General features: G+C 71.4%; 24 protein-coding genes, 1 tRNA gene and 1 pseudogene. 7 read left to right on the top strand and 19 right to left on the bottom strand.

The features are described from left to right. Positions 1-210: 210 nt before the first annotated feature. The 12 genes and pseudogenes from VNM44_RS14720 to VNM44_RS14665 form a co-directional block, all read right to left on the bottom strand. Complete coding sequence (locus VNM44_RS14720; RefSeq protein ID WP_325626647.1) at positions 211-1,269, bottom strand: ribose-phosphate pyrophosphokinase; 1,059 nt, start codon at positions 1,267-1,269, stop codon at positions 211-213. Next, a complete protein-coding gene (gene glmU, locus VNM44_RS14715) occupies positions 1,250-2,563 on the bottom strand; it encodes a bifunctional UDP-N-acetylglucosamine diphosphorylase/glucosamine-1-phosphate N-acetyltransferase GlmU (RefSeq protein WP_325626646.1) in 1,314 nt (437 codons plus the stop codon). Before glmU ends, VNM44_RS14720 begins: the two co-directional genes overlap by 20 nt. Positions 2,564-2,576: 13 nt before the next feature. Beyond that, positions 2,577-2,650 (bottom strand) — tRNA-Gln (locus VNM44_RS14710). Between the two features lie 56 nt (positions 2,651-2,706). Further along, entirely contained in the window at positions 2,707-3,063 is a 357-nt protein-coding gene (locus VNM44_RS14705) for a hypothetical protein (protein ID WP_325626645.1), read from the bottom strand. 130 nt (positions 3,064-3,193) lie between these two features. After that, on the bottom strand, positions 3,194-4,012 hold the full coding sequence (locus tag VNM44_RS14700; protein ID WP_325626644.1) for a hypothetical protein: 819 nt from the start codon (positions 4,010-4,012) through the stop codon (positions 3,194-3,196). Next, the gene (gene rsmA / locus VNM44_RS14695; RefSeq protein ID WP_325626643.1) at positions 4,009-4,791 is read right to left on the bottom strand and encodes a 16S rRNA (adenine(1518)-N(6)/adenine(1519)-N(6))-dimethyltransferase RsmA; all 783 of its coding nucleotides are present in this window, start codon (positions 4,789-4,791) and stop codon (positions 4,009-4,011) included. Before rsmA ends, VNM44_RS14700 begins: the two co-directional genes overlap by 4 nt. Further along, a complete protein-coding gene (locus tag VNM44_RS14690) occupies positions 4,788-5,534 on the bottom strand; it encodes a TatD family hydrolase (protein ID WP_325626642.1) in 747 nt (248 codons plus the stop codon). The genes rsmA and VNM44_RS14690 overlap by 4 nt, the downstream gene beginning before the upstream one ends. Then, on the bottom strand, positions 5,531-7,324 hold the full coding sequence (metG, locus tag VNM44_RS14685; protein WP_349258050.1) for a methionine--tRNA ligase: 1,794 nt from the start codon (positions 7,322-7,324) through the stop codon (positions 5,531-5,533). Before metG (VNM44_RS14685) ends, VNM44_RS14690 begins: the two co-directional genes overlap by 4 nt. A gap of 70 nt (positions 7,325-7,394) precedes the next feature. Beyond that, on the bottom strand, positions 7,395-8,927 hold the full coding sequence (gene metG, locus VNM44_RS14680; protein ID WP_325626640.1) for a methionine--tRNA ligase: 1,533 nt from the start codon (positions 8,925-8,927) through the stop codon (positions 7,395-7,397). Between the two features lie 991 nt (positions 8,928-9,918). Continuing rightward, positions 9,919-10,272: pseudogene (locus VNM44_RS17210) on the bottom strand (murein hydrolase activator EnvC family protein); the annotation flags it as partial. A gap of 68 nt (positions 10,273-10,340) precedes the next feature. Further along, positions 10,341-11,159, bottom strand: coding sequence for a 16S rRNA (cytidine(1402)-2'-O)-methyltransferase (rsmI, locus tag VNM44_RS14670; protein WP_325626638.1), 819 nt, complete (start codon positions 11,157-11,159; stop codon positions 10,341-10,343). Between the two features lie 2 nt (positions 11,160-11,161). After that, positions 11,162-12,064 (bottom strand): ROK family protein, encoded by a 903-nt coding sequence (locus VNM44_RS14665; protein WP_325626637.1) that lies wholly within the window; start codon positions 12,062-12,064, stop codon positions 11,162-11,164. A gap of 24 nt (positions 12,065-12,088) precedes the next feature. Here VNM44_RS14665 and VNM44_RS14660 point away from each other — a divergent pair, with 24 nt between their 5' ends. Continuing rightward, positions 12,089-13,258, top strand: a complete 1,170-nt coding sequence (locus VNM44_RS14660; RefSeq protein ID WP_325626636.1) for an LCP family protein — start codon at positions 12,089-12,091, stop codon at positions 13,256-13,258. A gap of 3 nt (positions 13,259-13,261) precedes the next feature. Here the strand turns inward: VNM44_RS14660 and VNM44_RS14655 are convergent, their stop codons facing one another. Beyond that, a complete protein-coding gene (locus VNM44_RS14655; protein ID WP_325626635.1) occupies positions 13,262-13,567 on the bottom strand; it encodes a zinc ribbon domain-containing protein in 306 nt (101 codons plus the stop codon). Positions 13,568-13,629: 62 nt separating this feature from the next. Between VNM44_RS14655 and VNM44_RS14650 the strand changes: the two genes are divergently transcribed. After that, positions 13,630-15,255 carry a glycosyltransferase family 39 protein gene (locus tag VNM44_RS14650; protein ID WP_325626634.1) on the top strand — a complete coding sequence of 542 codons (1,626 nt, stop codon included), beginning with the start codon at positions 13,630-13,632 and terminating at the stop codon, positions 15,253-15,255. On the opposite strand, the gene VNM44_RS14645 is transcribed toward VNM44_RS14650, so the two are convergent. After that, complete coding sequence (locus VNM44_RS14645; protein WP_325626633.1) at positions 15,213-15,428, bottom strand: hypothetical protein; 216 nt, start codon at positions 15,426-15,428, stop codon at positions 15,213-15,215. The genes VNM44_RS14650 and VNM44_RS14645 overlap by 43 nt on opposite strands. A gap of 16 nt (positions 15,429-15,444) precedes the next feature. Between VNM44_RS14645 and VNM44_RS14640 the strand changes: the two genes are divergently transcribed. From VNM44_RS14640 to VNM44_RS14625, 4 genes are all read left to right on the top strand, one after another. Beyond that, positions 15,445-16,251 (top strand): carbohydrate kinase family protein, encoded by an 807-nt coding sequence (locus VNM44_RS14640; RefSeq protein WP_325626632.1) that lies wholly within the window; start codon positions 15,445-15,447, stop codon positions 16,249-16,251. 239 nt (positions 16,252-16,490) lie between these two features. After that, positions 16,491-17,378: a pseudouridine-5'-phosphate glycosidase gene (locus VNM44_RS14635; protein ID WP_325626631.1), complete on the top strand. Its 888-nt coding sequence runs from the start codon at positions 16,491-16,493 to the stop codon at positions 17,376-17,378. A 5-nt stretch (positions 17,379-17,383) separates the two neighbouring features. Further along, complete coding sequence (locus VNM44_RS14630; RefSeq protein ID WP_325626630.1) at positions 17,384-18,436, top strand: hypothetical protein; 1,053 nt, start codon at positions 17,384-17,386, stop codon at positions 18,434-18,436. 22 nt (positions 18,437-18,458) lie between these two features. Next, a complete protein-coding gene (locus VNM44_RS14625) occupies positions 18,459-19,463 on the top strand; it encodes an MBL fold metallo-hydrolase (RefSeq protein ID WP_325626629.1) in 1,005 nt (334 codons plus the stop codon). Between the two features lie 11 nt (positions 19,464-19,474). On the opposite strand, the gene VNM44_RS14620 is transcribed toward VNM44_RS14625, so the two are convergent. From VNM44_RS14620 to VNM44_RS14600, 5 genes are all read right to left on the bottom strand, one after another. Next, positions 19,475-21,664, bottom strand: coding sequence for an MMPL family transporter (locus tag VNM44_RS14620; protein WP_325626628.1), 2,190 nt, complete (start codon positions 21,662-21,664; stop codon positions 19,475-19,477). A gap of 15 nt (positions 21,665-21,679) precedes the next feature. Further along, positions 21,680-21,967 (bottom strand): GYD domain-containing protein, encoded by a 288-nt coding sequence (locus VNM44_RS14615; RefSeq protein ID WP_325626627.1) that lies wholly within the window; start codon positions 21,965-21,967, stop codon positions 21,680-21,682. Positions 21,968-21,998: 31 nt separating this feature from the next. Then, positions 21,999-22,718, bottom strand: a complete 720-nt coding sequence (locus VNM44_RS14610; protein WP_325626626.1) for a hypothetical protein — start codon at positions 22,716-22,718, stop codon at positions 21,999-22,001. A 109-nt stretch (positions 22,719-22,827) separates the two neighbouring features. Then, on the bottom strand, positions 22,828-23,037 hold the full coding sequence (locus VNM44_RS14605) for a helix-turn-helix transcriptional regulator (RefSeq protein ID WP_325626625.1): 210 nt from the start codon (positions 23,035-23,037) through the stop codon (positions 22,828-22,830). A gap of 22 nt (positions 23,038-23,059) precedes the next feature. After that, positions 23,060-23,596 carry a hypothetical protein gene (locus VNM44_RS14600; protein WP_325626624.1) on the bottom strand — a complete coding sequence of 179 codons (537 nt, stop codon included), beginning with the start codon at positions 23,594-23,596 and terminating at the stop codon, positions 23,060-23,062. Positions 23,597-23,717: 121 nt separating this feature from the next. Between VNM44_RS14600 and VNM44_RS14595 the strand changes: the two genes are divergently transcribed. Next, positions 23,718-24,370 (top strand): AfsR/SARP family transcriptional regulator (locus VNM44_RS14595; protein WP_325626623.1); only part of this gene is annotated, 653 nt, incomplete at its 3' end.

Below are 24,370 nucleotides of genomic sequence, written 5' to 3'. Positions count from 1 at the left end.
CTTGCATGTGCAGGAGCGGGTCACCTTGCCGTTCCCGTCCCGGGTGCTGAACACCCGGTGCACGGTCACCACGCCGCACTTGCTGCACGTCATGTTCCGATCGGGCTCCTGCGCCATCTCCCGAAGGTAGCGCACGTCGTGGATACTGACCCCGCCGGTAGAAAGTTGGGGTAGAAACAACGGCCCAGCCCTGTGGCTGAGCCGTTCTCCTTAGAACAGCTGGTTCTCGCCGCCGAAGATCGCCGAGACGGAGTCGTCGGAGAAGACGTTCATGATCGTCTCCGCGAGGAGGGGCGCGACCGTGAGGACGGTGAGGTTGTCGGGGCGCTCGCGCGGGTCGATCGGCACGGTGTCGGTGACGACGATCCCGGTGATGTCGTCGGCGCCGGCGAGCCGCTCCAGCCCCTCGCGGCTCAGCAACGCATGGGTGACGTAGACCCAGACCTCCCGCGCGCCCTGCTCGCGCAGCGCCCTGGCGCCGGCGATCAGCGTTCCGCCCGTCGTCGTCACGTCGTCGCCGACGATGCAGATCTTGTCGCGCACACGACCAGTCACCTCGGTGACCGAGGCCTGCTCGTGGGCGGGCCGCGTCTTGTGCATCACGGCGAACTCGGCCTCGAGCATCTCGGCGAACCGCACGGCGACCTTTGCGCGGCCGGCGTCGGGAGCGACCGAGACGACGCCGTCGCCGAACAGGCCGAGGTCCCGGAAGTGGCGCGCGAACAGCTGCTGCGCCGTCATGTGGTCGACGGGGATGGTGAAGAAGCCCTGGATCTGGCCGGCGTGGAGATCCATGGTGAGCAGCCGATCGACGCCCGCCAGCTGCAGCATGTCCGCCACGAGCCGCCCGGAGATCGGCTCGCGCGGCTTCGCCTTCCGGTCCTGGCGCGAGTAGGCGAACCAGGGGATCACCGCCGTGATCCGCTTCGCCGACGCCAGCCGAGCGGCCTGGATCATCAGCAGCAGCTCCATCAGGTGCTGGTCGACGGGCGGGCTTCCCGTCTGGACGACGAAGACGTCCGCACCGCGGACCGACTCGCAGTAGCGCACATACGTCTCGTCGTTCGCGAAGGTCTTGAGCTCGACCTCGCCGAGGTCGACGCCGAGCCGCTCCGCGATCCGCTCGGCGAGGATCGGATGGGAGCGCCCGGAGAACACCATCAGCCGCTTCTGCGGTGTCAGCGGGAGCGCGTGCCCGGGCTTCAAGGCCGGCACCGGCGGCGCCTGCTCGAGGCCGGGCAGCGCCTGCTCAATCGTTCCGACGTCCACCGCGCCCCTCCTTCACCGTCTGTCTCGGCGGGAACCCCACGAGGGCGTTCTCCGGGACGTCGTCGGTCACGACCGTGCCGGCGGCTGTCCACGCGTCGTCTCCCAGGGTGACCGGTGCAACCAGCACAGTGTCCACACCGACCCTGACGTCACGGCCGACCTCGGTCCGCTGCTTCGGGCCGCCGCCGTGCGGAAGGTTCACCGTGATGGAGCCCGCCCCGATGTTCGTGCGATCGCCGATCGTCGCGTCACCCATGTACGAGAGATGCGGCACCTTGGTGCCCTCGCCCAGCTCGGTGTTCTTGAGCTCGACGAACGTGCCTGCCTTGGAGGATGCTCCGAGCACCGTGCCGGGGCGAAGGTAACAGAACGGCCCCACGAGCGCGCCGGGGCCGATCGCGGCGTCGACGGCGACCACGTGCGGCCCGACCTGCGCGCCCTCCGCGACGGTCGTCGCGCCCTGTAGAACGGTGAACGGGTGGACGACTGCGTCCGCCTCGAGTGTCACGGTCGGCTCGATCCAGGTCGACGCCGGATCGACGATCGTGACGCCGGCGAGCATGTGCCCGCGGTTGATCCGGTCCCGCAACGCAGCGCCCGCCGCGGCGAGCTCGACCCGCGTGTTGACGCCTTCCGCCTCCGCGGGGTCGGCAGCCTGGTGCACCCGGACGCGGCGTCCCGCATCGACGATCGCGCGGACGGCGTCGGTGAGGTAGAGCTCGCCCTGGGTGTTCGCGGGCGTCAGGGCGTCGAGCGCCGGCCAGAGTGCGGCGGCGCTGAAGACGTAGATCGAGGAGTTTGCCTCGGGGATCTCGAGCTGCTCCGGCGTCGCGTCCGACGCCTCGACGATCTCGACGAGATCGCCTGTCCCCTTTCGCACGATCCGGCCGTAGCTGCGGACGTCCTCGGGCACGAAGGAGAGAACGGTTGCGGCCGCCTCTTCGCTGCGATGGGCCGCCAGGAGGTCTTCGAGCAGCGCGGTCGTCAGGAGGGGCGTGTCGCCGGAGAGAACCAGCACCTCGTCCGCTCCGTCGAGCGCCGTGTGCGCGGAGCGCACCGCGTCGCCGGTGCCGAGCGGCCTTTCCTGGATCGCGACGTCGAGCCCGTCGAACGCCCCCGCGTTCTCCGGCGAGACCACGACGACGAGCGGCGAGACACCGAGCGGCCGGGCCGCCTCGACGACCCAGTCCACCATCCGCCGGCCGAGCAGCGGGTGCAGGTGCTTCGCGACGGTGGAACGCATCCGCGTCCCGAGGCCTCCGGCCATCACGACTGCAGCGGGTCTCGTCGGCATCACGGGATAACGATGGCTGGGGCGCCAGGATTCGAACCTGGGATCACGGGACCAAAACCCGTTGCCTTACCGCTTGGCCACGCCCCAGAGCACGGACGGGCAGTCTACCCCGCGTCGGCGGTCGGAAACGGAGCGCGAGCGCTCTACCGGCGGTCGAGCAGCAGCGCCGCGAGCGCGAGCGCCGCGACGGCCACGACGGCGACCGCGGCGAGCACGACCACCGCGCCCGCGAGGATCGGGACGAGCACCACGACGAGCTGCGAGACGGCCGCGGTCCACGTGACGAGGCGCACGTCCGCGCTCTTGTGCTCCCGCCCCCAGCCGACATACCCGGCGAGCGCCCCGAGCGCGAGGAGCACGACGAGCCACCAGGGAATCGCGCCGACGAGCACGAGGATGCCCTCGATCACGGCGATCGCAAGGGCGATCTTGTAGCGGTTGTGCCGTACGCGGCGTGCAAGGCGGCTCTCGCCGTGCTCGATGAGGACCTCGCTCGCCATCGCAAATGAAGGTACCAGCGGCATCGTCGGCAGCTCCTTGCGGACCGGGGGACCGCGCTCAGGGCGGCGAGCAAACACGTGTCTCTGACACGGATGAACGTCCTGCGCGAGCGTCCGCGTGCCGGGGCTCTCAGGCCGGTTTCGTCACCCACGTCGCCGCTCTGTCCGCAAGCGCCTCCGCCGCTCGCACGGCGTCGAGCGGATCCGCGAAAAGGCCGAAGACCGTCGGGCCGGCGCCCGTCGCGTCGGCGCGGACCGCGCCCAGGACAACGAGCTCCGCAGCCAGAGGAGACGATGCCAGGTCGTTCGGCGGCAGACGCGCGAGGTCGCCCGTCGACCGAACCTGCTCGAGAACCTCGAGAAGGTGCCCTCGACGCTCCTCGAACCCGGCCGCCCCGGTGCGCGCGTCGAACGCTGCGTAGACGTCTGCCGTCGAGCTCTTCGTCTTGCCGTGCGGCTGCGCGAGCACCACGGTGTAGTCGCGCGGGAGCTCGAGCGGCTCGAGCGCCGTGCCGTCGCCCGTCCCGAGCTGCGGGCCGTGGTGGAGGAAGAAGGGCACGTCCGCACCGAGCGATCCGGCGAGCCGTTCCAGCTCGGCACCGGCGAGCGGCTTCGGGAGCAGACCGTTCGCGAGGAAGAGCGCCGTGGCAGCGTCGCTCGAGCCTCCGCCAAGCCCTGCCGCGACGGGAATCCGCTTCACGAGCCGCGCCTCGAAACGGATGTCGCCCCCACCGGCGGCGGACACGGCGTCGAGAGCCGAGCGGACGAGCGTGTCGCCCGCGAATCCCTCGACGCTCGTCGAGCCCGCCGGGCGCATTGAAACGGTGTCGACCAGCTCGAGCTTCTCGAGCACTGTTACGACCTCGTGCTTTCCGTCGGGGCGGAGCGGCCCCACGACGAGCGCGAGATTCAGCTTCGCCGGAGCCGAAGCGGTGCGCCAACCGCTCACGGGCCGAGGGCCCCGGCGAGAAGCACGAACTCCCCCGGCTCCAGCGCCTCGGCGCGTACGTCCCCGCGCCGGCCGATCGTCGCGAGCGCCTCGACCGCCTGCTCCCGCGACGCGACGCCGGAGAGAGCGAGCGAGTTCGCGAGCGTCTTGCGCCGGTGGCCGAAGGCGCCGCCGACCACGCGGAGCACGGCATCGGCCTTCGGCGGGGGCTCGATCCTCTCGAACGCCACGAGTGCCGAGTCGACGCGGGGCGGCGGGCGGAAGACAGTGCGGGAGACCGGATGGAAGCCCGTGCGACGGGCATGGAGCCGGACGAGCACCGACACTGCGCCGTACGCCTTCGTGCCCGGCTCGGCGAAGAAGCGCTCGGCGACCTCGCGCTGCACCATCACACACCACGACGAGAGCGCCGGCACGCCGGTGAGCGTCTCCGCGACGACGGGGGTCGCGACGTTGTACGGCAGGTTCGCGACGAGCTTCCCGGGGGGCGGCTCGAGCGCGGCGAGATCCACGGCGAGCGCGTCGGCGAACACGAGCTCGACATCGGCCCGTCCCGCGAGCATCTCGCGGAGCCGGGGCTCGAGGCTGCGGTCGAGCTCGATCGCATGCACGTGCCGAACGCGGTCGGCGAGGAATGCCGTGAGAACGCCGAGGCCCGGCCCGACCTCGAGGACGACGTCGTGGGGCGTGAGTCGCGCGAGCCGCTCGATCACGCCGAGCACGTTGCGGTCGACGAGGAAGTGCTGGCCGAGCCGCCGCTTCGGCACGACTCTCGTCATGACCCGAGGCCGAACGCGACGTTCGCGTTCTCGTCGATCCGCAGCTCGAGCTCGTCCGGGGCCTGCCCTCGCGCTTCGGCGAGCGCCGCGAGCGTATGGAGCACGTGCAGCGGCTCGTTCCGCTGCCCCCGGACGGGCTGCGGGGCGAGATACGGGCTGTCCGTCTCCGCGAGGATCCTGTCGATCGGGACCCGCGTGGCCGCGTCGCGGAGGCTCTGTGCCTTCGGATACGTGACGTTCCCGGCGAACGAGACGAAGTAGCCCCGCTCGAGAGCGGGCTCGAGCAGGTCCGGCTCCGAGAAGCAGTGCAGGATCACCGCCCCGGGAAACGGAGCGAGCGCCGCGGCCGTCTCTGCGCTCGCCGCGCGGCTATGGATCACGACCGCCAGACCAAGGTCCGACGCGAGCGCGAGTTGGTCATCCAGGAGGGCCCGCTGCTCGTGGAGCGTCTCCGCGCCGTGGTGCCCGTCGAGCCCCGTCTCCCCGATCGCCACGACGCACGGGTTGCCGACGAGCTCGCGCAGCTCGCCCACCTTCGAGGCCTCGGGAGTCGCCGCCTGGTGCGGGTCGATGCCGACCACGGCGTAGACCCCCGGCTGCTCGGCCGCGATCGCCAGCGCCCGCCGCGACGACTCGATCCCCGTGCCGATCGTGACGACCCGCGTCACCCCGGCGTCCCTCGCCCGCGTGAGGATCTCGTCGATTCCCTCGAGCGCGTCGAGATGGGCATGCGTGTCGATCACGCCGCCGCCCCCCGCATCCGCTCGAGCTCGGAAGCGACGACCGTCTCCGGATCGAGCTTCGCGAAGAGCGGGACAGGCTTGGCCAGCGGCCGGCCCGGCTCGAGCGAGCTCGGCTCCCAGCGGCCGATCCACGAGGCATAGTCGCCGGTGAGCACCGTGTGCAGGTAGCCGTCCGCGTCGGTGATCTCGCGGAACTCGAGCGGGCCGGCAATCCAGCCCTCGTGACCCAGCAGCTCGTGCAGCGCCTGGCTCGAGTGCGGCAGGAACGGCGTGAAGAGGACCTTGAGGCTGTCGACGCAGCGGACGGCGACGTACAGAACCGTGGCCGCGCGTTCTCGGTCGGTCTCGATCAGGGCCCAGGGAGCCTCCGTGCTGAGGTACCGGTTCACGCGAGCGGCGAGCGCCATGACCTCCCCGAGCGCCGACCTGAACCTTGCGCGCTCGATCTCGGCGCCGACGGTCGCGAACCCGGCCTCGACGTCGGCGATCACCGCCTCGTCGACGTCGAGCAGCTTCGACGGCTCCGGCACGGCGCCGAAGCTCCTGTGCACGCTCTGCAGCGTGCGGTGGACGAGGTTGCCCCACGTCGCAACGAGCTCGTCGTTGTTGCGACGCACGAACTCGGCCCACGTGAAGTCGCTGTCCTGCGTCTCGGGCCCGGCGGCCGTCAGGTAGTACCGAAGGCTGTCGGCGCTGTAGCGGTCGAGGAAGTCGCCGACGTGGATGACGACGTTCCTGCTCGTCGAGAACTGCTTTCCCTCCATTGTCAGGAACTCGCTGGAGACGATGTCGTAGGGCAGCTCGAGAGCCTTGCCGTCTCCCAGATCACCGCCCGTCCCGTAGCCGATGAGCTGGCTCGGCCAGATCACGGAATGGAAGACGATGTTGTCCTTCCCCATGAAGTAGTAGTGCCGCGCACCCGGGCTCTGCCACCAGCGCCGCCATGCGTCCGGCTCACTGCGGTTCACGGCCCACTCGACGGACGCCGAGAGATAGCCCACCACCGCGTCCATCCAGACGTAGATCCGCTTGTCCTCCCGCTCCTCGTACCCGGGCACGGGGACGCGGACGCCCCAGTCGAGATCGCGCGTCACCGGCCGAGCGCGTAGCCCGTCCAGCAGCTGCAGCGAGAACCGACGGACGTTCGGCCGCCAGTGCCGCTGGTCCTGGATCCACGTCCGGAGCCTGTCGCGGAACACGGGCAGGTCGAGGAAGAGATGCGACGTCTCCCTGAAGACGGGCGGCTCCCCGTCGACCTTCGAGCGGGGCTCGATCAGATCCTGCGGGTCGAGCTGGTTGCCGCAGTTGTCGCACTGGTCGCCGCGCGCCTCGGCGAAGCCGCAGATCGGACAGGTGCCCTCGATGTAGCGGTCGGGGAGCGTCTGGCCGGTCGCCGCGGAGAACGCGCCGAGGGTCGTGCGCTCGACGAGGTAGCCGCGGTCGTAGAGCGTTCGGAACACGTCGCGCACCACACGGTGGTGGTTCGCCGTGGTGGTGCGCGTGAAGAGGTCGTAGGAGAGCCCGAGCCGGCGGAGGTCCTCGCGGATCACCGCGTTGTTGCGGTCGACGAGCTCCTGCGGCGTGACGCCTTCCCGGTCGGCCGCGACCATGATCGGAGTCCCGTGCTCGTCCGTCCCGCTCACCATCAGCACGTCGTTCCCCCGCAGCCTGTGGTAGCGGGCGAAGACGTCCGACGGGACGCCGAAGCCGGCCACGTGCCCGATGTGACGCGGCCCGTTCGCGTACGGCCACGCGACCGCGACGAGAATCCTCTCGGGCTGCTCCGTCAGGGCCAGAGGACGCTCCGGCCGGTGCACCGATGGAGCGCGCTGCAGCCCGCACGAGGCCGCCGGAGGGCGCTCACGCCGCGAGAGTCGGCTCGTCGACCCGCGGGAAGAGCGGTGGAGCTGGCTCGACGCCACTCGCGGGCCGGGCCCGCCCGTACGCGACCTCGTCCCAGTCGAGCACGACCGGCTGGCCCAGCGCGACGAGGATGCGCTCCGTGGTCTCGGGCAGGTACGCCGCAAGTGCGACGGCCACGGCCCGGAGCCCGTCCACGAGGTCGTAGAGCACGCGGTCGAGCTCTTCCGCGTGGGCGTCGTCCTTCGCGAGCTGCCACGGAGCCGTCGCCTCGACGTGCCGGTTGAGCCCGCGCACGACCTCCCAGATCCGCTCGAGCGCACCCGTCAGGTCGAACGCGTCCAGCCGGTCGGCGATGTCGGCGCCGAGCGGGCCGAGCATCGCGCCGACCTCGGACCCGGCGTCCGGCGCCTGCGGGACGGCGCCGTCCCGGTAGCGAGCGACCATCGCCGTCGTGCGGGAGAGCAGGTTGCCGAGGTCGTTGCCGAGCTCGCGCTCGTAGCGCTCCTTCACGCCGTCGACCGACGCCGTCCCGTCCTGCCCGAACGAGACCGAGCGCGCGCACCAGAAGCGGACGGCATCCGCTCCGTAGACGTCGACGAGCTCGAGCGGGTCGACGACGTTGCCGCGTGACTTGGAGATCTTGCGGTCGTCGAGCAGGAGGTATCCGTGCACGAAGAGCTGTCGTGGGACGTCGTAGCCGGCGGCGAGCAGCATCGCGGGCCAGTAGACGCAGTGAAAGCGGAGGATGTCCTTCGCGAGCAGGTGGCGGACGCCCGGCCAGTAGCGCGGAATGAGGTCCTCGCCCGGACGGGCATAGGTCAACGCGCTCAGGTAGTTGACGAGCGCGTCGGCCCAGACGTAGGCGACCTGGGCGGGGTCCCAGGGGATCGGGATGCCCCACGACAGCCCTTCGCGGCTGATCGAGAAGTCCTGGAGCCCGCCTGCGATGAACGACCGCGCCTCGTTCGCACGGAACGCCGGAAGCACGAAGTCCGGCCGCTCGTCGTAGAGCGCGAGCAACTGCTCCTGGTAGGCCGACAGGCGGAAGAACCAGTTCCGTTCCTCGATCCGCTCGGGCTCGACGTCGTGCTCCGGGCACTTGCCGTCGACGAGCTCCGCCTCGGTCTTGAAGGCCTCGCAGCCGACGCAGTAGAGCCCCGCGTAGACGCCCTGATAGATGTCGTCCCGCCCGTTCGACCGGATCTTCTCGAGGAACTCCTGCACGAACCGCTTGTGGCCCTCGTCACTCGTCCGGATGAAGAAGTCGGGCGCCACGCCGAGGCGGGCGGGGAGCGCCCGCCACGCCTCGACGATCCGATCGGCGTACTCCTGCGGAGCGAGCCCCTGCTCCTCGGCGACTCGAGCGACCTTCGACGCATGCTCGTCGACGCCCGTGAGGAGGAACGTGTCACGACCGCGTTGCCGCTGATGGCGCGCGAAGACGTCCGCTGCCACCGTCGTGTACGCGTGTCCGATGTGCGGCGTGGAGTTGACGTAGTAGATCGGCGTGGTGACGTAGTACGGATCCATCACCGGCGATTCTACGGGCGGTCTTCGCCAGGATCCCCGCCGCCGACAACGCCACGAGTGCCACCGCGGCGAGCATCGCGTGAAGCCTCGGATCGCGTGGGGAGACCGTGTGAGCGGTCGCCGCCTCGCTCGAGGGCGGCGCAGGCTGTCGAGCGTCGACGGCGACGACGCCCGATGGCCTGGTCGCTGCGACGTTCTCCACGGGCGCCGGTCCCTGCAGCTTCATGGCCCGGTGACGCCGGCCGTCTGCCTGTGAGCCATCGTGGAGTGCCGCTCGCACGCGAACCGACGGCGACGTGCTCGGACCCGCCGCGGGCACGGCCACGGTTCCAGCCAACGGCAGTGGATCCACCGTCGGGCCGGGCACGGAGCCGCCGTCGACCGACTCGTGGGCGGGAGTGCCGCGCCGCCCGCGCGGCGACGCGGCGTCGAGCGGTTGGCGTGCTGCGGTCGCGGGCGCTGCAACGGCCGCGCCGGCGACCGGCCGCTCGCCGGAGGACGACACGGTGAATGCGGCGGCCGACTCCTCGGCCGGCGACGCTGTAGTCCCGGTCGCTGCCCCCGTCGCGGACGGAGCCGTACCGGAGCCCGCTCCATCCAAAGGCGCCCGAGCGGCGGCCTGCGGCGTCGCCGGCGCCGACGACTCGGGAGACGGTGTCGCCGCCGCTCCGCCCGCCGGAGCCGCAGCGGCCGGCGGCGACGCCGAGGCTGATGCCGCGGCCGACGTGGGAGCGGAAGCTCCACCCGAAGCGGGGGCCGCCACGGACACCGGTGCCGGCTGCGCCGCGGTGGGCGGCGTCGCGGGCGGCGCTGGCACGGACGAGGCAGCAGGCGCCGTCGTCGTGACCGGAGCCGGCGACTCCGGCGTCGACGGCCGTGTCACGCCGCGCGGGGGCAGCAGCCCGAGCGGGTCGACGTACCCTTCGGCCTCCGACGCGACACGAACGCCCAGGTGGACGCTCGGGGCCGCATGCTCGGGCTCACCGCTCGACCCCATCGTCGCGACGGCCGAGCCCTCGTCGACCGTGTCGCCCTTCTGGACTTCGATCGACCCGAGGTGGACGAGCGTGACGGCATACCCGTCAGCCGTGAGGATCGTGAGGCTGCGCCCGTAGGTCGGGAGCGAGCCGGCGAAGCTCACGGTGCCGGACGCCGGCGCGCGGATCGGCGACCCGTCGGCCCCCGCGACGTCGATCCCGCGGTGCTGCCCCGCGGCATAGGCGTCGCTCCCGAGCGCGAAGGGCCGGAGGACGTCACCGTCCGCGGGCCACGACCACGCGGCCGCCGGGCCGGAAACGACGAGGGCCGCGACGCTCGTCGCGCCGAGCAAGAGAAGACGATGCACGAAGCACCTCCTTCATTTTCTGCGCGGGCAACGCGGCAGTGGAAGGGTAGCGGGGCCGGCGGACGGAGTCAATCGGGCGCCGTGAGCGAGCGGCGGTACAGCTCGTTCCGGGGGAGCTCCGAGAGCCTGGCGACGGCGTCCGCCGCCGCTCCACGGGCGGATCCGGCGGCCACGAGGTCGCGCACGGCGGCGACCGCATCGTCGAGGGAGCGCGGCCTCGCGGCGGGCTGTCCGAGGACGACTGTGATCTCCCCCTTCGGCGCCTCGCGGAACCGACCTTCGACCTCCGCGGCCGTCCCCCGGACGACCTCCTCGAAGCGCTTCGTCAGCTCTCGGCAGACGGCGACTCGCCGTTCCGGGTCGATTCGCGCCAGCGCCGCGAGCGACGTGGGAAGACGCTTGGGCGACTCGAACGCCACGGCGGCGTACGGCCAGTCGCGCGACTCGTGCCAGAGCGCGTCGAGCTCCGCGGCGCGCCGCGGCAGGTAGCCCAGAAAGCGGTACTGCGCCGCTGCGAGCGCGCTCGCGACAAGGGCGGTCTCGACCGCACTGGGGCCCGGGAGGACGGTGACCTCGACCCCCGCCTCGAGCGCCGCGGACACGAGCCGTCCCCCGGGGTCGTTGACGCCGGGAAGGCCCGCATCGGAGACCAGCGCGAGCGTCTCGCCCGCCGACAGTCGCGGAACGAGATCGTGAGCCTGGCGCGCCTCGTTGTGGCGGTGCACGGTGACGAGGCTCCGCGCACGGATCTCGTACCGGTCGAGCAGCACCTTCGTGCGGCGCGTGTCCTCGCACAACACGGCATCGGCCTTCCTCAGCGCCTCGAGCACTCGGATCGTGACGTCCTCGAGGTTCCCGATCGGCGTCGCGCAGACCAGGAGAGGCATGACTACCGCTCCCCGTCGAGCGCCTCGAAGCCGACGAGGCCCGCTCCGACGAGGCCGGCGTCGTCGCCGAGCTCCGCCTGGACGACGCGGAGCTGCTCGTCCGCCGGCTGCAGCGCCTCACGACGTGCCGCCGCGAGCGCCGGGTCGCGGAGCAGCTCCCACGCCGCCGTCCCGAACCCGCCTCCGACGACCACGACCTCGGGAACGAAGATGTTCACGAAAGAGCCGATCGCGAGGCCGAGGTAGTGGCCGATCCGCTCGAGCGCGCTCCGCGCCTCGGCGTGGCCGTCGATCGCCTCGTGCACGAGGCGGTGGGCGTCGACGCCAGGCCCCCAGAGCTCGACCGCCGCCCGCTCGGCCGCCTCGCCCGACGCGACGGCCTCCAGGTGGCCGCGACCGTGGCAGTTCCCCTGGCAGGGCGGCCCATCCGCGTCGACCACGACGTGGCCGAGCTCCGCCCAGCCTCGGTAGAGCTTTCCGTCGAGGACGACGCCACCGCCGACGCCTGTGCCGAGCGCCAGCGCGACCAGGTCGTTCGTCCCACGGCCCGCACCTGCACGCCACTCCGCCAGCGCAATTGCGTTGCCGTCGTTCTCGACGCCCACCGGGACCTGGAACCGCTCCCGAAGATGGCCGGCGAGGTCGAGCGCCCGGAGCGGCAGGTTGACAGCGCCGAGGCCGAGGCCGGTCTTCCGGTCGAGGTTCATCGGCACGCCGACGCCGATCGCGGCGCCGTCGGCCGCAAACCCATCGAGGAGCGCGTCGAGCTCGGTGAGAAACTGCCGCTGGCCCGTGGTCGGCGTCGGCACCTCGACGGTACGCCCGACGGCTCCGTCGCGCGCAACCAGCCCCGCGAGCATCTTCGTCCCGCCGACGTCCACGCCGATGACCAGGTCGGACGGCACGACGCGGCTACCATACCGAGCCTCATGCCCGCTCAGGACAAGCCGTACCGGCTCTATCGGGGCGGCAGGGTCAAGGGGCGGGTGCCTCTCGCGCGCTCCTCGTCATCCGGCTCGAAGAACAGGCCGCCGGGGTCGCCGATCACGGCCGAGCCGTCGACTCCCAAGCGGCGTCGGATCGGCCGTTGGGTGGTCCTCGGGCTCGTGCTGCTCCTCGTGCTGATCGTCGCCTGGGGAGTCGGCAGCTACCTCTCGGTGTCGGGCGGCGTCTCCGAGGCGAACGACCGGGTACCCGCCGGCGTCGACCGGTTGCTGAAGAAGCGCGACGGCCTCCTCGTCTCGACGCCGACGACGATCCTCGTTCTCGGCACGGACGGCGGAGACCGGGCCGGCCGCCAGGGCGCGAACCGGTCCGACTCGATCATGCTGCTGCGGACCGACCCGGGGAAGCGGAGACTCGCGTACCTCTCCATACCGCGCGACTTGCAGGTCGAGATCCCGGAGGTCGGGGTCGCGAAGATCAACTCGGCGAACCAGATCGGCGGGCCGGCGCTCGCGCTGCGGACTGTGAAGGATCTGACCGGACTCGACGTCAACCACGTCGTGTTCGTCGACTTCGACCGATTCGAGGAGCTGATCGACGCGGTCGGCGGCATCGACGTGGACGTGCCGCGGCGCATCCAGTCCAACAGGTTCGACTGCCCATACAAGACTGCGGCCCAGTGCTCCGCCTGGAAAGGCTGGCGCTTCGCACGCGGGAAGCAGCACATGGACGGGCGGCGCGCGCTCGTCTACTCGCGGATCCGACACAACCTTCTGCATCCGTCCGAGACCGACTTCGACCGGGCGCGGCGCCAGCAGCAGGTCGTCGCCGCCACGCTCGACAAGGTCACGAGCTTCGGGGCGTCCCTGAAGCTGCCGTTCGTGGGGGGCGACCTCGTGAAGCCGCTCGCAACCGACCTGAGCGCCTGGGAGCTCATGCAGCTCGGCTGGGTCTACTTCCGCGCCGACACGGGCAAGGCCCTCCACTGCCGGCTCGGTGGCGACCCGGCAACCGTCGGCGGCGAATCGGTGATCCTCGGGACCGAGGACAACGTCTCCACGATCGCGATGTTCACCGGCCGCTCCGCTCCGCTTCCTCCCCCCCGAGGCGTGCCCTACGCTCCCGGCTGCGTGATCGGTGACCGCCGACTTTGAGCGCTACGCGTCGGACGACTTCGCGTCCGAGCTCTTCTTCGTCTCGCCGGCCGGGGCAGGCGTCTCCTTCTTCCCCGCGCCGTCGGTCGACGCCGATCCCGACTCGCCCTCCTTGGCGCCCTTGCGCGAGCCGCGGCCGTAGTCCGTCGCATAGAAGCCGGACCCCTTGAAGTGCACCGCCACCGGGAACAGCACCTTCTCGACGGGGCTCGCGCCGCAGACCTCGCAGCTGGTCGCCGGCGGGTCGCTCATCCGCTGGAATACCTCGAAGGTATGCCCGTTCGGGCAGCGGTACTCGTAGATCGGCATCGGGCGGCCAATCTACCAGCGAGGTCGGCCAAAACCCCATGACACAAGGGATCGAGGCACGGGTGGAGACGGCTCCGGCGGCGGGCGCGCGGACGTCTCCGCACGTCCGGCTGGCGGAGTGGTGGCTCTGGCTCGGCGTGGGCGGCGTGACGGTCGCAGCGGGCGCATTCCTGCTCCACCAGCTGATGGCCTGGCCGCCGCACGAGGACGAGACGCTGGCGCTGTTCGTCGGCCGCGACTCGCTTCCCGGCGTCGTCGAGCACGTGACGCGCGACCGTGGCGGCGCGCCGCTCCACTTCCTCGTCGCCTGGACCGTCGCCCACCTCGGCTTCGGGCTCGGCGGGCTGCGGCTCGCGTCCGCGCTCTTCGCGCTCGCGAGCCTGCCTCTCGTCGCCCTGTTGGGCCTGCGGCTCGCCGGGCGACGGGTTGCGCTCGTCGCCACGGTGCTCGTCGCGCCGAGTTGGCTCTTCCTGTTCCACGGCGTCTACGGGCGGATGTACAGCCTCTTCCTGTTCTGCTCGCTGCTCTGCACGCTGGCGCTCCTCGAGGCACTCGAGCGCGGCGGTCGCGGCCGATGGGCGCTCTGGGTCGGCGCCGCCCTGCTCATGGTCGCGACCCATCCGTACGGGGTACTGCTCCTGGGCGGCCAGGCTGCGTACGTGCTCGCCGCCCGCCGTGACCGGATCCGTGCAGCCGTTGTCGCCGGCGTGGCGGTGCTGGTGCTCGGGATCCCGTTCTGGCTGACGGATCTCGTCCTGGCCGACCGGTTCGACGTCGGCGTCGGGGGTGGCGGAGAGAAGCTCGGCGGGCCGGCCGCGGTGCTCCGCTACTTCTGGCGCTCCGCAGGGGACGCGACCGCGGGCTGGTGGCCGGTGACGCTGGCCGTCGTTCTGGCCGCAGCAGTCGGGCTCCAGTGGCTCCGACGTCCCGGGCGGACACTCGTCCTCTGCCTCGTCGGCTTCACGTTCGCCGCATTCGCGCTGGCGAAGCTCGGCGGCTCGGCCTCGCCCGAGTCACGACACCTGATCTTCCTCGCGCCGTTCTTCGCGATCGCTGTCGCCGCAACCGTCGTCAGGATCGGACGGCGCACGCCGACGATCGCGGTTGCGTTGACCGTCGGCCTGGTGCTCGTGGAGATCGCGTGGGCGTGGCATCGGACCTCGCCGCTCTTCGAGTGGGAGCCCGACGCGCGACAGGCCGCCCGCGCCGAGGCGGAGAGCTGGCTCGCAGCGACGAGCCGTCCGGACGACGTCCTGTTCGGCTACGAACCGCTCTACCTCGGTGCCTGGGAGCGGAACCGGTCGTTCCCGACCACTGTCGTTCCTCGCGCGGACGACCGCCTCGCGCTGCGAGTGATCGAGCGGGCGGGCGACCTCGGGCGCGGCGTCTGGGTGCTCGACGCCAGCAGGCGCAACAACCTGAAGCCGAGGCTCGAGATCGAGCGACGCCTGCCGACCCCCTCCGCCCCGTACGAGGCGCGTGTCTTCGGGCCGTTCCTCGTGCTGCGGACCTTCGACCGCGTCCATACGCCGAAGGCGTTCCTCTACTACTCCGCCCGGGCGCTCCTCGTCGGCCAGCAGCTCGGGATCGGCGACGCGGACGTCAACATCCGGACCGTCGTGCTGGCGGAACGCGTGCGTCGGGGTTACGGGCCGTCCCTGCGCTCGCGCTCGAGCAATTCCCGGTAGCACGGCGCGCTCTCGAAGGCGCCGAGCCCTGCCTGCACCGGTCGCGCGCGGCGACGGCGCCCGCGGCGGATCGCGGCCGCCACGGCCGACGCCCCGACGACTCCGCCGAGCAGGAACGAGTGCATGCGGCCGCGCCGGCTCGAAGGGTCGCGCGGCTCGCCGTGACCGGCCATGAGACGATCGTAGGCGATGCTCGTCGTCTCTCTGGGAGACCTCGTCCTCGACGTCGCCGTCCGACTCGAAGGCCCCGTGGCTCGCGGCGCGGACACGCCCGCGCACGTCTCGCTCTCGGCGGGTGGCCAGGGGGCCAACGTGGCGGCGTGGGTGGCCTCGCTCGGCGGCCGATCGCGGTGGCTCGGCAAGCGCGCGGCCGACGCGCAGGGTCGCCTCGTCGCAGAGCAGCTCGCGTCCGTCGGCGTCGAGCTCTGCGGGCCTGTGGCAGCGCAGGGCAACGGCGTGATCGTCGCCCTCGTCGAAGACGGCGGCGAGCGGTCGATGTTCCCGGACCGCGGCGTTGCGACGCAGCTCGAGCCGGACGAGCTCCGGCCGGAGTGGCTCGCCTGCGACCACCTGCACGTCTCGGGATATGCGCTGCTCGCGGAGCCGGTCGTCCGCGCCGCGGTCCGCGCAATCGACCTCGCGCGCGCAGGGGGCGCCCGAGTCAGCGTCGACCTGTCCTCCTGGAGCGCGATCCGCGACGCCGAAGCGGCTCGCTTCCGCGCGCTCGTCGAGTCGCTCGAGCCGGACGTCGTCTTCGCGAACGAGGAAGAGGACGAGCTGTTCGGGGGCCCACTCGAAGGCGTCGCGTGGATCCTCAAGCGCGGGGCCCACGGATGTTCCTTCGACGGCATCGAGCGAGCCGCGCTCGAGGTTGCGGAGGTCGTCGACACGACCGGTGCGGGCGATGCGCTCGCGGCAGGCTGGATCCTCGGCGGCGCCGACCTCGCGCTCGAGGCGGCGGCCCGCTGCATCCAGCGTGTTGGCCCGATGCCGTGAGCCACCACTCCGTCCGGTTGGCCCCGACGTGGGTAGCCGGACGCTGGGTTTGCGCCGATGCTGGGTTGCCCGGACGACACGATCTCGGCACGAAGGCGGCACACCTCCGTCAGGCTTCTCTCGGTAGCGTGGCACCAGGGACACCGGGGTGCCCCTGGGGGCAGTTGGGGACACGCCGACCGACAACGTGCCGGGCACGGCCGGACGGTCACCGGTGCGGCCACGACTAGGCTGCCCGCGTGGAGCACCTGATCCGGGTCGCCGACGAGGTCCAGGCCGCGCTCTCCGAGGAACGGCCGGTCGTGGCGCTCGAGACGACGCTCGTCGCCCACGGGTTTCCCGCGCCGGCGGGAATCGAGGTGGGGCTCGCGAGCGAGGCCGCTGTCCGGGCGGCCGGCGCGACGCCGGCCACGATCGGCGTGCTCGACGGGCTGATCATCGTCGGGCTCACCGGCGCCGAGCTCGAGCGGTTCACACCGGAGGCGCGGAAGCTCGGGCCGCGCGATCTGGCCGCCTGCGCCGTCCAGCGCGTCGTCGGCGCGACGACCGTGGGCGGCACGCTGGCCGTCGCGGCGACGGTCGGCATCCGGTTCATGGGCACAGGCGGCCTGGGCGGCGTGCACCGCGGCTTCCCCACGCCGCCGGACGTGTCCGCCGACCTCGGCGTCTGCGCGCGCGTGCCCGCCGTGATCGCCTCGTCGGGCGTGAAGTCGCTCCTCGACGTGCCGGCGACGATGGAATTGCTCGAGACGCTCGGCATCCCCGTGCTCGGCTACGGCGTCGACACGCTCCCGCTCTTCTATGCGGCCGAGGGCGGGCCGCCCGTCTCGGCGCGCGTCGAGGGCGCCGCCGAGGTCGCGCGGATCGCCGACGCACACTGGCGTCTCGGTGGGAACGCCATCCTGGTCGGGCGGCCGCCCGACGAGAGCCTCGACGTCACCGCGCTCATCGAGGAGATCGTCGCCGAGGCCCACGACCGCGGTGTCGCAGGTCAGGCCGTGACGCCGTACGTGCTCGCCGCGCTCCACGAGCGCTCAGGCGGTGAGACACGCCGCGTCAACCGCGACCTGATCGTCGCCAACGCCGGCCTCGCCGCCGAGATCGCCGCCGCCTACGCGACACTCTGACCGCGATGGCCCTCTACGACACCGTCCGCGACCTTCCGCTCTCGATCGAGCGCTACGAGCTCGAGGGGCACGAGTACATCGTCGGGCCCACGTTCACGCGCAAGACGACCGTGATCCGGCTCGCCGGGGCAGGCGAGGAAGGGCTGGGAGAGGACGTCACGTACGACGCCGGCGAGCAGGAGGCACAGCAGGCGCGCGGCCCGGTGCTACCACTCGCCGGCGACTGGACGATCGACTCCTTCTCGCACCACCTCGAGTCGCTGCCGCTCTTCGCGGAGCCGCCCGAGCGCGAGGTGTACGTCGACTACCGCCGCTGGGCGTTCGAGAGCGCCGCGCTCGATCTCGCGCTGCGCCAGGCGGGCATCTCGCTCGGCGGTGCGGTGGGCCGTGAGCCGCAACCCGTCACGTTCGTCGCGTCCGGAGGGCTCGGCGACCCACCCTCGACGGAACGGCTCCGCGCCTTCCTCGGGCTCTACCCCACGCTGCGCTTCAAGCTCGACGCACGGCCCGACTGGACGGACGAGATCTACGACGAGCTCCGCCGGCTCCAGTGCGTCGACTCCGTCGACCTCAAGGGGCAGTACAGCGGGACGGTGGTCGACAACCCGCCCGACCCCGCGCTCTACGCCCGGGTGCTGGAGGAGTTCCCGGAGGCGTGGATCGAGGACCCCGCGCTCACGCCCGAGACGATCCCGCTCCTCGAGCCGCACGCGGACCGCGTGACCTGGGACGCGGTGATCCACTCCGTCGCCGACATCGCAGCGCTCCGCTGGCCGCCGCGGACGGTCAACGTCAAGCCCTCGCGGTTCGGCTCGATCGAGCGGCTCTTCGCCGCCTACGACTACTGCGAGGCGCACGGGATCGGCGCGTACGGCGGCGGCCAGTGGGAGCTCGGCATCGGCCGGGGCCACATCCAGCTGCTCGCGGCGCTGTTCCACCCGGACACGCCGAACGACGTGGCACCGGTGGGCTACAACGCGACGGAGCCCGTGCCCGGGTTGCCGACGAGCCCGCTCGCGGTGACCGCGCGAGCGACCGGCTTCCTCGGCGAGACGTAGGCGTCGTAGCATCACTCGGCGCATGGCGGAGAGCCGCGTGACCCCGATCGACCTCGAGCCCGTCGAGCGAGTTCGCGTGACGGTGCTGATGGACAACGTCACCGACCTTCTGATCCCGGATGAGGGCCGGGTGACCCGGTACAACGCGCCGAAGGCTCTTGCCGAGTCCGCGCCGCGCGTCCCCGCGCAGTTCGCCGCTCGAGAGGTTCCCGACACGCTGATCGCGGAGCACGGCTTCTCCGCGCTCGTCCGCGTCGAGAAGGGTGGGCGGGAGCGCACGCTGCTCTTCGACACCGGTGTCTCTCCGAACGGCGCGGTCGAGAACATGCGCCGGCTCGGGCACTCGCTACGCGACGTCGAGGTGATCGTGTTGAGCCATGGGCACTGGGATCACGTCACGGGGATGGAGGGCGTGGCGCGAACCCTCGGTCGCGTCGGGCTGCCCGTGACCATTCACCCGGAGTTCTGGAGCCGCCGGCGGATCACCTTTCCGGGGCTCGACCCCGCAGAACTGCCGTCGGCCAGCCGCTCCGCGCTCGAGGGAGCAGGCTTCGAGATCGTCGAGGATCGCCGGCCGTCGTTCCTCCTCGACGGATCGACGCTGATCACCGGCGAGGTCGATCGTACGACCGAGTTCGAGGTCGGCTTCCGCGGACACGAGTCGCTCCGCCACGGGCGCTGGCAGCCCGATCCGCTCATCCTCGACGACCAGGCGCTCGTGCTCCGGCTGCGCGATCAGGGCCTCGTCGTGCTCAGCGGCTGCGGCCACGCTGGGATCGTCAACACCGTCCGCTACGCCCAGAAGCTGACCGGGGAGCAACGAATCGCGGCCGTCATCGGCGGCTTTCACCTCAGCGGCCCGATGTTCGAGACGATCATCGCCCCGACCGTCGACGCCCTCTCGGAGCTCTCCCCCGGCCTCCTCGCCCCGGCCCACTGCACCGGCTGGAAGGCCGTTCACCGACTCGCCGCCGCCTTCCCCGACGCGTTCGTCCAGGCGACCGTCGGGATGACGATCGAGCTCTGACGGCTCGCCGGCTACGCCTGGAGCCGCGACCCCCCGGCGCCCTCGATCTCCACGTGCGGCAGCCAGCCGAGCCAGCGCGGCAGGTACCACGTTCGCTCGCCGAGCAGCGCGAGCACCGCCGGCAGCAGCACGAGGCGCACGAGCGTCGCGTCGATCAGCAGGGAGACCGCGACGCCGAAGCCCATCTGCTGGAACTCGACCTGGTCGCCCGTCGCAAAGCCGACGAAGACGGCGATGATGATCAGCGCCGCGCCCGTGATGATCCGTGCCGTCGAGGAGACGCCGTGCACCACGGCCTCGATCGTCCGGTCTCCGACCGCGACCCGCTCGCGGATCCGGCTGAGGAGAAACACCGTGTAGTCCATCGACAGCCCGAAGAGCACGGCGAACAGGAAGAGCGGAAGCCAGGCGGCGATCACGTCCACCTCGGTGAACCCGAGGAAGTCGCGACCGAACCCGTGAAGGAAGACGAGGACCATCAGCCCGTACGCCGCGCTCACCGAGAGCAGGTTGAGCGCGATCGCGACCGCGGGCAGCACGATCGTCCGGAAAGCGACGGTCAAGAGCACGAAGCTCAGCGCGAGGACGAAGGCGAACACGATCGGCAGCCAGCGGTCGGTCAGCTTGCGGTAGTCGATCACCTCGGCGGTCTCGCCCGTGACGAGCACCTTCGCGTCGAGCCCGGCGAAGACCGACGGCGCGACGTCGGAGCGCAGGCGCTGCACCGCCGTGAGGGCTCGCTCGTCGCGGCTGTCGCCGGCCACGAGCGCCTCGACCTTCGCCACACGGCCGTCCGGGCTCGTCGAGACGTCCGGCGGAAGGAAGGCTCCCGCGCTGCCGACTCGCCGTGCCAGCTCGGCGACGGCCGCCTTGAGGGGAGCAGAGCGCACGTCGCCTTCCACGACGACCTGCACCGCGTCGGGCGTCCCGACGCCGAAGGACTGCTCGAGCATCGTGAAGCCGCGTTTGGCGTGGAAGCGGTCCGGAAGCTCGCGCACGCCTGTCAGCCCGGTCTCGATGGTGAGGATCGGCAGTGCTGCGACGACGAGGAAGCCGACGGACAGAACCGTCGCAAGCCACGGCGCTGCGGTCACGGAGCGCACGACACGCGACCAGACCCTCCCCTCCGCTCCGGCACTCCGCTCGACCCGCCGCCCGAGCCATGGGACGCGGAGCGCGTTGACCCGGTCGCCGAGCAGCGCCAGCACGGCGGGCAAGAGCGTCAGCGCCGCGAAGACGCTGACGACGCCGACGAGGATCGCCCCGGTCGCGAGGCTCCGCAGGATCGTGTCGGGCACGAGGACCATCCCGACCATCGCCAGCACGAAGGCCGACCCGCTGAACAGCACCGCGCGGCACGCCGTCGAGCCGACGGTGCCGATCGACGTCAACTCGTCGCTGCCGAGACGGCGCTCCTCGCGGTAGCGGGAGACGACGAACAGCGAATAGTCGATCCCGAGCGCGAGGCCCATCCCCGAGATCATGTTCACGACGTAGATCGAGAGATCGAAGGCCTGGCCGACGAGCGCCGTGAGACCGAGGGAGACGGCGATCGCGACGAGCGCGACGACCACCGGCACGAGCCCGGCGACGACGGCGCCGAACACGAGCAGCAGCACGATCAGGGCGACCGGCAGCCCGAACTGCAGCTCGCCTTTCTGGAGATCCTCCTCGGAGAGCTTCGTGAAGTCCCGGTCGGCGGTGAACTCACCGGTGATCGCTGTCTCGAACGCGCCGCCCGCCGAAGCGTCGACGACCTGGATCACGCGCTCGATGCCCGCGTCACCGTCACCCGTGAGCCCCACCGGGATGACCGTGGCGTGCCTCGACGGCGACACGAGCGCTCGATCCCGCGAGGTGTAGTAGGTGTGGACGGGCTGCGTGACGCCGGTCGCCTCGATCGCGCGAGCGAGCGACTCGACCCTTGCGCGGAAGCCGGGATCAGCGACCGTGAGCGTGCGCGAGCGGACGACGACGAGCTCGTTGACGTAGTCGGGCGACGGCGGGAAGTGCGCGTTCAGGACGTCGTAGCCGCGGTACGACTCGGGGTTGTTCGTCATCTCGGCGTCGGTCGTCAACGACGACCCGAGCAGGCCGGCGATGGCGCCGACGGAGAGGACGATGGACGCGACCCAGAGCGCTACCGTGCGCCAGGGATGACGGCTCGAGGCGCGCGCGAGCCGTCCCGTGACGTCCTTCATCCCTGCAGTGTGGCGCTATGCCTCCAGCGTGGCGAGGAACTCGTCGACCGGGACGAGCGTCAGGGTCTCGAACTTCACGCTGCCGCGCGCGCCGAGCTTGACCGAGAGGTTCGCCATCGTGAGGTCGTCCGGGGCCTCGACGATGTTGACGAAGTCGTAGGTGCCGAGCGCCGCCCATTGATGCAGCACCTTCGCGCCGAGCTCCTCGACGTCTCGGTTCACCTCGCGCAGCCGCCCCGGGTTCGAGTTGAGGGTCTGCGTTCCCTTCTCCGTGAGCGTCGTGAGCATCAGGTACGTCGGCACGCCGATCGCCTCCTCGTCGATTGGCCAGAGCCTACTTCGGGCGGCCGAGCGCGGCCTCGCGGAGCCTGCGTCGCTCCTTCCGACTCAGCCCCACGCGTGCCGCGAGGTCGACATAGACGATCGCGGCGCCGAGGAAGAGGAGCGGAGAGATGACCACGTCGGCGAGGAAGACGGCGACGCGCACGGTGTTGTCTGCCTGGCTCTGCAGCAGGAGGCCGAGCGCGAGCCTCGTCAGGCCGAACAGGAGCGCGAGCGTCGCGAACGACCCCGCAGCATGGACGTAGTCTGCGCGGCCGAGCTCGACGGTCCGCCGCATCGCCGCGAGCGGGCCGAGCCGCTCCGCCATCACCGCCGGGACCGCGTGACCCGCGACTCCGAGCCAGAGCACGGCGGCGATCGCGAACCAGCCGAACAGAAAGGCGGCGGGGAAGAACGTGACGACGCCGACCGCAACCGCGACGAGCCACGTTCCGAGCGGCGGCGCCTCGCCCTGCCGGATCGCGGACGCCCATGCATACGTCGCGCTGAACACCGGCGAGGCCGCCAGGAGCACCACGATGCGCACTCCCAGCGAGCGGTCGACGATCAACTGGTCGACGACCGCGACAGGCAGGCCGAGCGCGAGCGCCTTCGAGAAGTTCGCCTGGTAGAGCCGTATCGCCTCCGCCACGACCTGCCCGACCGGCCGCGACGACGGCGGGAGCGCGGGGGGCAGCGGCTCGTTCTTCGACGGGTACCTCGGTCTCGCCACGGCCGAAACGTAGAGGCAATGAGGACGGTGGGTGAGGCTTCTGACACGGCGATCTCCAGGACACGGGTCAGGCGCAGGTCGCAGTCACGATCGGCGAGCCATAGCCGAGCTACCCGGAGTCACGCAGGCTCGAGGCGGCGGCGGTCCGGGTGTGCACCCCGAGCTTCGCGAAGACGTTCTCGAGGTGGCGACGGACGGTTCCGGACGCGATCCAGAGCACAGCTGCCACCTGGGCGTTCGTGAGTCCGTCGGCGACGAGGTCGAGCACCTCGCGCTCGCGCGGCGTCAAGAGCGACAGGCGACCGACACGCGAGCCCATGCCTTCCACCTCGATCCGGGAGCTACGAAGCAAAGAGGCCCCCACACTCGCCGTGCGCGTATTCCCGGTATCGACTCGATGACAGGAGCCACGTCCAATGCCCCTCCACCGGGACCAGGTGGAAGGTGTGCCGGAAGACGATCGGATCTCGCGGCCCGTACCAGCGGAGCGCCACGACGACCGTGAGTGCGACCCCCGGCACCGCGCGACGTACGCCGGGGACGCGAACGTCGGCGGAGCGCACGTCCGCGATGCGCAACCGCTCGAGCGGCGCGGAGAACGGCGTGCGCGATTCGCACCGGATGTACGCGTTGCGCGTCGCGATCCGCTTGTGGAGCGGGTAGAGGCTCGTCCAGGCCTTGGCCCACTCACCCCTGATCTTCTCGTCGATCGTCGTCAGCAGGAAGTTGCGTGCCGAGGACTCCGAGAGGGCGTGCTGCACGGCCGGCCGCGCGGCGTGACCGGACGATGCACTCGCGTGCACGCCGGGACCGACGAGGGCGGCCACCGAGAGACACAGCGCGACGAGGGTTCGTGAACCGTGTGCCGGCGACGTCATGAGGCGACGGTGACCCGTCCCGGTCGAGGATCGGTTCATTCCTGGTCGACGAGCGGCAACGAGCGGCCATTCCGCGGTTCATTTCTCTCGTGACGGGTGCTACGTTCACCCAGGGGCTTCGATGAACTACCGGATCCTTGGGCCGCTCGAGGTCGATGTCGACGGTGTCCCCGTCGGGATCGTCGGCGGCAAGCAGGCGGCTCTACTCGCTTTGCTGCTCTTGCACGCGAACGAGACGGTCCGCAGCGAGAGGCTCGTCGAGGAGCTCTGGGACGGCTCGCCGCCTCCCAGCGCGGCCAAGATCCTCCAGAACTACGTCTCGCGGCTACGGCGTGAGCTGGGCGACGGACTCCTGGTCACCCGCGGGCGCGGGTACGAGCTGCGCGTCGAGCCCGGCGAGCTCGACGTCCACCGGTTCACCGAGCTCCTGGAGACCGGGCGGCAGGCGATGGCATCGAACGAGCCTGACGTCGCGGCCACGAACTTGCGGGCGGCGCTCTCGCTCTGGCGCGGCCCGGCGCTCGCCGAATTCGCCGACGAGCCCTTCGCGCAGCCCGAGATCGACCGCCTGGAAGAGCTTCGGCTCGCCGCCCTGAGCGAGCGGGTGGAGGCCGATCTGGCTCTCGGGAGGCACGCCGACGTGATCGGCGAGCTCGAGTCGCTCACCGCCCGGCACCCGTTCCAGGAACGGCTCATCGCGCAACGGATGCTTGCGCTGTACCGCTCCGGGCGGCAGGCAGAGGCCCTCGAGGTCTATCGCGGAGCCCGACACGC

The sequence above is a fragment of the Gaiella sp. genome, from assembly GCF_035558935.1.
Taxonomy (GTDB): domain Bacteria; phylum Actinomycetota; class Thermoleophilia; order Gaiellales; family Gaiellaceae; genus Gaiella.
The sequence above is the reverse complement of the archived record's forward strand: the minus strand, read 5'-3'. Positions and strand labels throughout refer to the sequence as shown.